Raw genomic sequence first — 11,445 nt, 5'->3', positions numbered from 1 at the left:
AAGGGATTGCAAAAGAAGCGGCACGCAGCGCGAAGACAATCCTCTTCGCAGATCATGCGCCATCCGGCAATTTCCCGGTGGTGATTGACAATGAATTCGGAGGGGTCATCTTCCACGAAGCTTGTGGCCATGGGTTGGAATCTCATGCGGTTGCCCGGAAAGCTTCTATTTTTGCCGATAAGCTTGGTGAATATGTGGCATCGCCTCTTGTCACTGCTTATGATGACGGCACGATTCCAAATGCCTGGGGTTCACTCAATATCGATGATGAAGGCATGGCCACGCAACGGAATTTATTGATTGAAAATGGAATTTTAAAAGGCTATTTAATAGATAAATTAGGCGGCCGCAAGATGAACATGGATCCGACGGGTTCAGGGCGCCGGGAGTCTTACAAATATGCACCGACATCCCGGATGAACAATACGTTCATCGCAGCTGGCCAATCGACACCGGAAGAAATTATCGCCAATACGGAGCTTGGCATCTTCGCCAAGTATATGGATGGCGGTTCTGTCAACCCGACGACAAGCGATTACAACTTCTCGGTGAGTGAAGGCTATATGATCCGCAATGGGAAGATTGCCGAGCCAATCAAGGGTGCCGCGATCATCGGGAAAGGTATCGATACGCTCAAGAAAATCGACATGGTCGGGAACAATCTTGGACTCGGCGTTGGCATGTGCGGAGCATCGAGCGGGACCGTTCCGGTCACAGTCGGCCAACCGATGATCCGTGTATCCGAACTGACCATCGGCGGCAGAGGAGGGAATAGCTGATGAACATACAAGACTTTCAGACAGAATTGTTTGCGGCTGGCAAAAAAGCTGGATTTGAGGAAATGGAACTTTTCTACTCTTCCAGCAAAGCGGTATCCATCGCTGTTTACCATCAAGAAATCGATGACTATACGATTATGGAAGAGGGCGGCGTTTCCTTCCGTGGTTTGTTCAAAGGTAAGATGGGCTATTCCTACGCAGAACGGATTGCAGCGGATTCCATTCCTTTATTGCTGGAGGAAGCACTGAACAATGCCGAAGTCATCGAAGTCGATGACGGAGAGGATTTGTTTGAAGGATCACCGGAATACGCGGAGCCAAGATCGTTTTCTGAGGAGATTGAACAACTGGACCCAGAAAAGCTGATACAAGCCGCTATGGAAATTGAAAGAATTGCATATGAAACAGACGAGCGTGTGGCATTTGTCCAATATTCCTATGCATCCAAAGGCGTTAACGAAACATTAATTGCCAATACGAAGGGTTTGCTGTGCCATTCTAAATCGGCATTTACATCACTCGGCCTGTATTTGACTGCGCAAGACGGTGAATCGACAGCAACGGGTGGCGAATCCGATTTTACCATCAAGTCGTTCGCGGATTTGGATACCAGAAAAATTGCTGAAAAAGCGGTGCACGAAGCAGTATCTAAGCTGCATGCCAGCTCCATTGCGTCAGGCACTTATCCGATTATCTTCCGTTACGATACAGCGTCAGAATTGATTGGTTCCTTACTCGGACAGCTTTCTGCCGAATCCGTGCAGCAAGGCTACACCAAATTAAAAGGCAAGCTGAACGAACAGATAGTTGGCGAAAACATTTCGTTCGTGGATGATCCACTAATGAAAGATACGGTGACGTATGCACCTTTTGACTCCGAAGGCTTTGCCACACGGAAAAAAGATTTGATTCGCAACGGCAAGTTGATCTCTTTCATGCACAACCGGAAAACAGCGAAGAAAGACGGCGTCGAGTCGACGGGCAATGCGGTGAAAGGCGGATTCCGTTCGCCTGTTGGTGTTGGTCCGTACAATTTATATTTGGAGCCGGGCACATCTTCTTTGGACGACATGATTGCAGAATCAGACAACGCCATTTTGATCGTTGAACTGCAAGGCACCAATGCAGGCATCAACTACACTGCAGGAGATTTCTCCCTTGCAGCGATTGGCTTTTTAATCGAAAACGGGAAAATCACCCGCGCCATCGATCAATTTACAGTAGCCGGCAACGTTTTCGAGCTCCTGAACGATGTCAGCGTCATCGGAAACGATCTCCGATTCCGCAGCGCCATCACGCTCCCGTCCCTGAAAGTGAACGGGCTGCAAGTCTCAGGAAATCAGACGATTGAATAAATAGCACGCGGACCTATCACGATTGCCGGGATAGGCTCTGCCTGAGAATAGTTGAGCTAGAGTGAGTTCAGTTGAGCAGGTAGTGAGTGGAGTTGTTGAGTGGAGCTTAGCGAAGCGAAGGATCGAAGTGGTTTGGTTAGTGTGTGAGTGTATGAGCGGGTGAGTCCCCTGTATGCGCTGGTGCCAACCAACAACCACACGAGTAAACTGGTAAATCACAAAAACGGTCCGGGAGCAAAAGGAATTAAGAGAGGTACGGGTGCAAGTTTTTGCCCGTCCTTTCTTTTAAGGAAGATTGAAAGCGTTTGCAATATAGTGGACTACCCCAAATTGACATGAAAACGGACGTTTTCGTCAAAACCTATTGAAACCAAGCTATTAAACGGATAAATTATTTACATCTACAAATACAGATTTCTGAAAAGTGAAAGAAGTGCAAACAAATAGAGATATACTGCACTTCGTAGAGGGGGAATTGGCGATGGCTAGTGTTATGAATGTAAACAAAGAGAATTTTGAAACCGAAGTGTTGGCTTGTGAACATCCGGTGTTAGTGGACTTTTATGCGGATGGCTGCGGACCGTGTGAATTTATTGCGCCAATTCTGGAAGAGCTTGCCGAAGATCATGGCGATCAAATTAAATTCACAAAGTTCTATGTAACGATGGAAGATGTATTAGAAAATTCAAATGAAATTGTGGAAAAGTATGAAGTGATGGGTTTTCCTACACTCCTTCTCTTTAAAGGCGGGGAAGTGGCACAATCCCACTTGGGGGCAATGAATCGCGAAGAGCTCTTAGCCTTCGTCGAAGCCGCTTTATAAGTCCATTAAATGGAGAAAGAGGGAGGGTAACGCATGGCATCTAATGAGAAAAAGTTGAGGAAACAGGCTGAAAAGGGAATTTGGAAATCGTATTTCCGATTAATGTTCAAAGCAAAATTACCATGGGGTTGGATTATATTTGTTTCAGCGCTTTATATTTTATCTGCTACCGTCACTTTATTATTTCCAGATTTTTCTTCTAAAGTAATGACGGGTGTCTTAAAACCTTATATCATTTGGGGAACAGTGGGATTGATTATTGCGGATGTCATCATGTCAGGTCTTGTCCGCTTTTTCAATAAACTTCTCGTTGCAAAAATCGATGTAAGCTATCGTTCGTTAATCTGGGAGCGGGTTATTAAATCGCCATTGCGCTTTTTCGATAGTATGAAGCCGACTACTATGATTACCCGGATTACGACGGATGCGTCAAAGATCAGTACCGTTTTAGGATCTTATTTGCCATCATTGGCAGCGACAGTATACGGGACAGTGGGAGTCGTCGCGGTTGTATTCTCTTACAACTGGCGTTTAGGGCTATCGGTTGTAGTTTATATTCCACTATATTTGCTTTTTAATGCCTACTACGGTAAGTGGAATTTCCGTGCGTTTAAAGAAACCTATAACCGGTTGTCCATTTTGACGCAATTTCTATCCGAACGTCTTATGAGTGTGCCGCTCATCAAAACGTTTGTGACGGAAAAGAAAGAGGATGAACTCGGTCATAAAAGTTTACAGTATTATTTTAAGGCGAATATGCGCAGATATATCATCATGTGGGTGGAAAACCCGATTAATGGAATACTGAGCATCACATCCGATATTCTAGTCATCCTGTATGGTGGATATCTAGTGAAAGCCGGATACATTCAACTCAATGATTGGGTCGCGTTCTTTATGTATATTGGAATGCTCTGGGGAATGCTTGGCTCCTATTTAATGATGTATGTGGAAATCAAGAAAAGCCAAGGAGCCACAGACCGGATTGCCGCGTTAATGGATGGCGACTTGGAAGTGAATGAAGGAAAAGTTGGAATTGAAAAACTAGATAAGGACATATTGTTTAAAGATGTAGCGTTCAGCTATGGAGATAAGCCTGTTTTGGGTCATGTTGATCTGACAATCCCGGTAGGGAAAGTCACTGCGCTTGTAGGTCCGAGCGGAAGCGGGAAATCAACCATCTTCTCCTTGCTGCAACGATTCTATGAACCGGATGCTGGTGAAATCTTTGTAGGTGATACGTCAATTTCAGATATCCATCTGAAAGACTGGCGGAATTTATTTGCCGGTGTCGCCCAAGACAGCCCAATGCTCTCTGGAACCATTCGGGAAAATATTCTATACGGCGTCAATTGGAAAGTCTCGGAATTTGAGCTTGCCGAAGCTGCAAGGAAAGCGAATGCATTGGATTTTATCAATGGATTTAAGGATGGTTTTGATACGTATGTCGGAGAAGCCGGTTCCAACCTGTCGGGCGGCCAGCGTCAACGGATTGCCATTGCTCGTGCTATCCTCCGGAATTCAGACATTTTGTTGCTCGACGAAGCGACGGCCAGTTTGGATAGTCAATCGGAGAAGGCAATTCAGGATGCAATGGAACAATTGATGCGTGGAAGAACAACCATTATGATTTCGCACGATTTATCAAATGTCCATCATGCCGATCAAATTATCGTGTTAAGCGGCGGAACTGTGGACGGCGCAGGAACGCATGAGGAACTCTTGAAAACAAATGAGTTGTATCGTCATTTAGTTCAACTCCATACAGGTTCATCCGCAAGCTGATGCTTGCAATCTAGGTTAGGGGGGGTAAATATGGAGGAAACTAGACAACGGGGTTGGAAAGAGTTTTTTAAGCTAGTTTTCAAATCCAAGCTGCCGTGGCATTTGTATATCTTTGGTATTATTGCAACTGCGGCATCCACAACAGTCGGTTTGATTATGCCGAAGTATATTGGCAACATTTTTGGAGGAGATATTTTTAATAACGAAATCGTTCGAAACTACATTTTATTGGGGATTCTTTCCCAAATACTAATAGCGATTTCTGCATTATTTTTCTCACTCACACCACCAATTGCGATGAGAAATGTCCAGAAAACGATCTGGTCAAAAATCATGCATATGAAAATGCGTGACTACTCAAAGCAGCCATCGCAGAAATTGATCAGCCGTGTGACGGATGACCCGCTATATATCGATACCGTAGTTTCTGGAATAAAAACGGTTTTGAACTCAACGTATTCACTCGTTGGTTCGTATGTAATTATGTACAGCATGAATCCGAAATTGACGTTTGCTCTCTTGCCGGTCATTCCGTATATTCTGATTGTCTCGGCTATCGTCGGACATTACACACAGAAGACCCAAATGGGTGTGCAAGCTCAATACTCAGGTATCACAGCATTTTTTGCGGAACGGCTTCCAAGGATTCGTATGGTGAAATCCTTCAATAAGGAACATGAGGAAATCAACCTAGGAAAAGAGATATTGCTTGATCAATATAAAGCAGAGAAGAAACGGATTGTTGTCGATCTTTACGCAGAGCCTTTGATGCAAAGTGTCCGGGCGATTATTGTCGGAACAACACTAGTATATGGTTCTTACTTGATATCGCAAGGTGAACTAAAGGTCAGCCAGCTACTTTCCTTCTATTTATATGTTCAATTCATTCATAGTAATGTGTTGCAATATGGCTTGTTCTGGCAAACGTTGAAGCAGGCAAAAGGGGCTTCTGAAAAAATCTCTTCTATTTTAGATTCGGAAAGTGAAAGACTGCAGCGAGAACAATCAATGCCGTCACAACTGGCACAACAGGACCTAAAATTGGAGAACGTCTCGTTCGGCTATGACGACCGTAACATTTTGTCACGGCTCAATATCCGTATACCTGCCGGCAAAGTGACGGCCATCGTGGGACCGAGCGGCTGCGGGAAATCGACCATATTCAAACTGCTTGAACGTTTCTACGAACCCAATGCAGGACGTCTACTAATTGGAGATACGGAAGCGGAGAAAGTTCATGTGGATGAGTGGAGACGATCTATTGCATCAGTTTCCCAGACAAGTCCATTGTTATCCGGCACCATTCGGGACAATATCACCTATGGCCTGGAAAGAGAAGTCAGTGTGGAAGAATTGAGACGTGCTGCCGAACTGGCAGATGCCTTGGATTTCATCGAGGAATTCCCGGAAGGCTTTGAGACGGAAGTCGGGGAATTTGGTTCGCGGCTTTCAGGCGGCCAACGTCAGCGAATCGCCATCGCCCGTGCCTTCATTCAAGATACATCAATATTGTTGCTCGATGAAGCGACAGCCAGCTTGGATGCACAATCGGAAGATAAAATTGAAAAGTCATTGAAAACATTGATGACAGGCAAAACAACTGTCATGATCACACATGATATGTCGTTGATCAAAGAAGCGGACCAAATTATTGTGATTGATGCTGGTGAGGTTTCCGGCACCGGTACCCATAATGAATTGATGCGCTCCAATAAGCTCTACAAGATTCTCGTAGATATTCAATCTTCAAAAGAAGAGGGATTAGTATTCAGTTAATCCGTTTGAGTTACTGGAGTCCCAGTATTCAAAATAAATTACATCCTTAGGGGGAATAGAAAATGAAAAAGCTTTTGATGGTACTTTTAATGGCATTGCTAGTAATGGCTTTGGCTGCTTGTGGAGATGACAAAAAGGACGAAGGCCAGGCGGCGGGTACGAATGATACGGATAATACGGAGCAAGCTGAAGGAACAACAGATGACGCGGAAGGCACTGAGGACGCTTCAACAGATGCTGTAGAGGATGAATACTTCCAAAACGTTATCGCCATCTTGAAGGACGCAGGGTATGACGTAACAGATATAAAAGAGAACTATGATAATAGTTTCTTTGTAGATACCATTTCTTCAGTGGCTGCAGTAATTAATGGCGAAGATGTATTGCAGTTCCAAGCTTATGAAATTGATCCTGATAGTGAGAGCTTGAAACAGGCTCAAGAAACTGGCCTGGCGCCAGCTGAATTTGAAGGCCAAAAGTTTGATTATGAAGGGATTATTGTAATCGGCAATCACTACTTCTTCCTAGCTGAAGGACATCCAGACCAAGCAGATATCTATAAGCTTCTTGAAGAAAAATTGAAATAATACCAGCTTAGAGATGACAAATAGGTTAGAAGTCGAAAACGCAAATGAGGCATGCACCCTCGTTTGCGTTTTCTCCATTCCCTTAAAAGTGACCATTCTATTTAATATATACTAAATTTATAGGAATAATAGGTTGTATTGAAATTATGGAAGGTTTTCGATATAATAGCTTAAATAAGAACTATTGAAAGAATATTTTAAAAGAAATTCCAGAATCGTTTGTGACGAGCAATTAAAGACTGAGATTAGGTGAAGAAATGGACACGGCAGCTATTTTTATCCACTCCATGGAAATATTCGTTTGGACCATTCAAATTTTTACTGGGCTGTTGCTAGGCTTCTCTTTTGTAGGACTAGAGACGCGAAAATCGTTTCGTAGACTACTAATGATCAGTCTGTTCTTTGGAATTGCCTATGCTGGTTTTGCCGGATTTGTTTCTTCGATATGGCTTATACCTTTTCTAGTTATCATGTCGTTGCCTGTTCTCTATCTTTTGATGAGAATTCCGATCGCACAAACGACAATTGCCTTGTTTTTAGCGGTCATTTTCAATTTAGCTGTCGTTTCCCTAATTGAATATAATCTATTTTATCTTCTCCTGGAGATAGAAAGTGTGTCTTTGGACACAGGCACGAGAGTGTCCATTGATCTCTTTGTTTCGCTTAATAATATTTTGATTGCGATGATTATTTTTTCGAAGTCACCAGTTTTATTTCCTAAAACATTGTTCGAAAAATCCTTGGATGACGATGACCCGGAAATCTCATTCAGCGGTCGAGCCTACTCAGTTGTTCTAATCATGTTTCTGCTTGCAATCGGATTATATTATACTGTTTGGGAACTTCCACATATCCGAGTGCACTACCGCTGGTTCCTAACGCTTTGGGCACTGGCAGTAACGGTGGCGATCATCTTGTTCCAACGGCAACTGATTTTATTCAAAAATGAGAAAGTCCAGTTGTTTTTAGATCGGCAGTACCAGAAGGAACTACTATCATTCTTTAGTATAATCCGTTCACAGCGGCATGATTTCAATTTTCATTTGACTGCGATCTACGGGTTGATTCAAAAAAAGGAATATGCGGCATGCGAAAACTATATTAAAGAGATGGTAAAGTCTGCAACGGTCATTAATGATCTGCTGCCGCTTCATCATCCGGCGACCGCTGCGATGTTGAGCACGTTGAAGGAGAGGGCCGCGGCAAAGGGAATCCAGATTGAATATATGATCATGAATGATTTACGGAACTGTCCTTGTTCGGTTTATGAGATCAATAAAATCCTAGGAAACCTAATCCAAAACGCTATGGATGAACTGGAACGGCTGCCGCAAAAGAATCAGCCAATCCTTGTAGAATTAACGACTGAATATAGTCAACTCGTCATCACGGTAACCAATGAAACCGATTTAGCTGGCGAGAAACTGGGTGATCTGTTTGAATCCGGCTTTTCCACAAAAGTACATCATGAAGGTCTCGGCTTGCCGGCAGTAAAGAAAATTGTCGAAAAGTATCAAGGGATTGTCTATCCAGAATTGGATGACGGATTCATCAGTTTCCATGTCTCCATTCCGGAAGGGCCAACAACAAGAAGGGGGTGAAGGGCCATGAATGCGCGTACACTAATCGTCGATGATGACCGGAGCTGCATCGACGCGTTGAAAAATTATCTCGCCTCCTATTCTTTTCTGAGTGTCCTCGGTGAAGTGAATAGTTCAGAGGATGCACTCGTCTTCTTGGAGAACAATCCGGTCGATCTGCTGTTTCTGGATATTGAAATGGGCGGGATGGACGGAATCGAATTTGCCCATCGTGTCGAAAGTCTTTATCCAAAACTAATGATCGTCTTTGTGACAGGCCATCCTCAATTTGCTCTGGAAGGCTATGAGGTGCATCCGGTCGACTTTCTGACAAAACCAGTGAATCCGGTTCGGCTAAAAAAAGCACTTGGCAAAGTGGAAGAACGGATGCAAGAAAGCCGGTTGCCACGAGATGCAAAAATCGGCTTAAATGTACCAGGCGGCATCCATATGATCATGGTGAGCGACATTCAGCTGATAGAGAAAAAAGGTCGGAAAATCTACGTGGAAAGCAAAGAGGGCTCCCGGTACGAAACGAGAGAAACGATGAAGAAGCTAGAGGAAATTCTCATACCGTTCGAATTCTTCCGGACTCATCAATCCTTCCTCGTCCCGCTTCGTTCCATTGAATCGATTACGCCGGACACCTTCTCTCGCTCATATTCCGTCCACTTGACCGGCTACCAAGGGCTCGTCCCATTAAGCCGGAAAAACTACAATGAATTGAAGGACAAACTGCAGGAGCAGACTCATGGATTGACGATTCATTAAGTGGTGGGGATAGGGTATTATACCTGGCAGAAAGTCGGCACTATCAATGTGGATATTTAAATAAGAAGAAAAGACGGTATTTCATTCGAGATTGGATGAAATGCTGTCTTTTTTTGTTTCTTAATGACCGTTATCCTTTAAAACTGACCACTAAAGCACTAAGTGATCGAAAATATCAAGGAACTGAACGATAAAGAATGTACAGTTTAATCAATCCCGAAGCTGGCAACCCATGAAAAGTGTAGGAAAAGAATAAATAGTATCTACATACTTTCTAGTAAGAACTACCAACGAAAGTTGCACTAATTTTCCAACCAAATTATACTAGAAGTAGATAACTATCTAACTAGTAATCTTGTCTAGTCTACATAGAATGACAAAATAGGGGGATTGAAAATGAGAAAAGAACGACCTGCAAAATTATTCAAAGCCACTCTTGCCACGACCATGATGACGGGTGCAATTGTAGCAGCGGGACCGCTTGCTACAAAAGCCGAAGCTCAATCTTTTTCAGATGTAAAAAACATCCCGAGCCATCATTTCTATGATGCAGTAATGAAATATACGGAGGCCGGCATGATGAGCGGTTATCCGGATGGAACATTTAAACCAGGCCAAAACATTACACGTCAAGATGCGGCCAAGCTATTGGCGCTTGTCCTTGATTTGGACATGAACCAAGTAGTTGACCCAGGCTTCAAGGATGTCAGCAAAAGCCACCCATATTACCGCTACATCGCTGCACTTGTTGAGGCTGGAATCATTTCGGGTTACGAGGACAACACCTTCCGTCCTGATGATAGTCTGACCCGTGCACAAATGGCGAAGATCCTCGTGCTCGGTTTTAATTTGGACGACATGGCAAATGTCCGTCTTCCATTCACCGACATCAACTCAAAGCAATGGCATATGGAATTCGTTCGCTCCCTCTATGGCCATGAAATCACAACAGGTACGACACCAACGACATTTTCACCGAATGCCCATGTGACGCGCGGACAAATGGCATCCTTCGTATTCCGTGGGGAAGCGTTCTTGGAGCCAAAGGTAGATGAGAACCAAGTTGCTGTCGATGCAGCAGTTGCACTTTTGAAAGCTGGTACTGTCAATGTTTCACGCGGACCACTCGCTACTAATGAAACAAAATTGGCGGCTGTGGATAAATACGTCGCCTCCCTCATGACGGATAAAAGCATTACGACTAAGGCGGCTGAAGGAAAAACAGCAGGTTCTTATGTCGTAACACTGTCAAAAGGGGACGCGAAAGCAGAAAAAACGATTGATATGAAGTTTGACTACGCTGCAGATGACCGTTTCATTACAGACGTCAAAGCAATTAATTCCAAGCAAGTGGAAGTCCATTTCGCAACACCTGTCTCCAAATCATCCGTTCTGGACGCAACGAACGCAGTTAAAAACATCTCCTTTACGATGGTCACTGGAGCCACTGTTAATCCAGGCCAACTGACAGGTAAGCTATCAGAAGATGGTAAAACGTTGACGATTACGGCGAATTGGTTCTTTGACGGGGAGTATGCTGTGAAAACGACGGATGCACTTCAAGCGGTAAGCGGTGGGAAATTCGAAGAGTATACGGCAATATTGAAGGCAGAAGACAAAATAGGACCGAAATATGTATCGGGTTCCGCAGCTGCCAAAACATCGACCAATACGTTTCATGTCGTCTTCGATGAGCCGGTCAATGCGTCTGGGGTTATTGCCTATGTCAATGATATTCAGGCAAGCGTTGCAAATAACGCCGGCAATCCGAACCAGTTGACGCTCACAACGAATAAAGCAATTGCCTCTGGTACAACAGCAAAAGTTCGTTTAGTAAACGTAAAAGACTATAAAAACAACTTGTCAACACCGAATCCAATTGAAGCAGATATTACGATTTCTACTGACACAACCGTTCCTACCGTAACCGATGTGAAAGTGCTCGGAGAGAATCAAGTGGAAGTAACTTACGATAAAGACATGAATCTC

Annotated in this window: 9 protein-coding genes; all 9 read left to right on the top strand. The window is 43.9% G+C overall.

Annotated elements, in window-relative coordinates; all coding sequences use genetic code 11:
• Positions 1-779 (top strand): TldD/PmbA family protein (locus tag NCCP2222_RS17010; protein ID WP_248513581.1); only part of this gene is annotated, 779 nt, incomplete at its 5' end.
• Complete coding sequence (locus NCCP2222_RS17005; protein WP_248513580.1) at positions 779-2,134, top strand: TldD/PmbA family protein; 1,356 nt, start codon at positions 779-781, stop codon at positions 2,132-2,134. The genes NCCP2222_RS17010 and NCCP2222_RS17005, both read left to right, overlap by 1 nt.
• Before the next feature lie 481 nt (positions 2,135-2,615).
• Positions 2,616-2,957, top strand: coding sequence for a thioredoxin family protein (locus tag NCCP2222_RS17000; protein WP_248513579.1), 342 nt, complete (start codon positions 2,616-2,618; stop codon positions 2,955-2,957).
• A 33-nt stretch (positions 2,958-2,990) separates the two neighbouring features.
• Positions 2,991-4,742, top strand: coding sequence for an ABC transporter ATP-binding protein (locus NCCP2222_RS16995; RefSeq protein WP_248513578.1), 1,752 nt, complete (start codon positions 2,991-2,993; stop codon positions 4,740-4,742).
• A gap of 30 nt (positions 4,743-4,772) precedes the next feature.
• Entirely contained in the window at positions 4,773-6,518 is a 1,746-nt protein-coding gene (locus tag NCCP2222_RS16990) for an ABC transporter ATP-binding protein (protein ID WP_248513577.1), read from the top strand.
• Positions 6,519-6,580: 62 nt separating this feature from the next.
• A complete protein-coding gene (locus tag NCCP2222_RS16985) occupies positions 6,581-7,105 on the top strand; it encodes a hypothetical protein (RefSeq protein ID WP_248513576.1) in 525 nt (174 codons plus the stop codon).
• A 257-nt stretch (positions 7,106-7,362) separates the two neighbouring features.
• On the top strand, positions 7,363-8,706 hold the full coding sequence (locus NCCP2222_RS16980; RefSeq protein WP_248513575.1) for a sensor histidine kinase: 1,344 nt from the start codon (positions 7,363-7,365) through the stop codon (positions 8,704-8,706).
• 6 nt (positions 8,707-8,712) lie between these two features.
• Positions 8,713-9,456: a LytR/AlgR family response regulator transcription factor gene (locus NCCP2222_RS16975; RefSeq protein WP_248513574.1), complete on the top strand. Its 744-nt coding sequence runs from the start codon at positions 8,713-8,715 to the stop codon at positions 9,454-9,456.
• Positions 9,457-9,852: 396 nt separating this feature from the next.
• Positions 9,853-11,445 (top strand): S-layer homology domain-containing protein (locus NCCP2222_RS16970; protein WP_248513573.1); only part of this gene is annotated, 1,593 nt, incomplete at its 3' end.

It is taken from the genome of Sporosarcina sp. NCCP-2222 (genome assembly GCF_023168145.1).
Classification (GTDB): Bacteria; Bacillota; Bacilli; order Bacillales_A; family Planococcaceae; genus Sporosarcina.
This window is presented reverse-complemented; position numbering and strand designations above follow the sequence as displayed.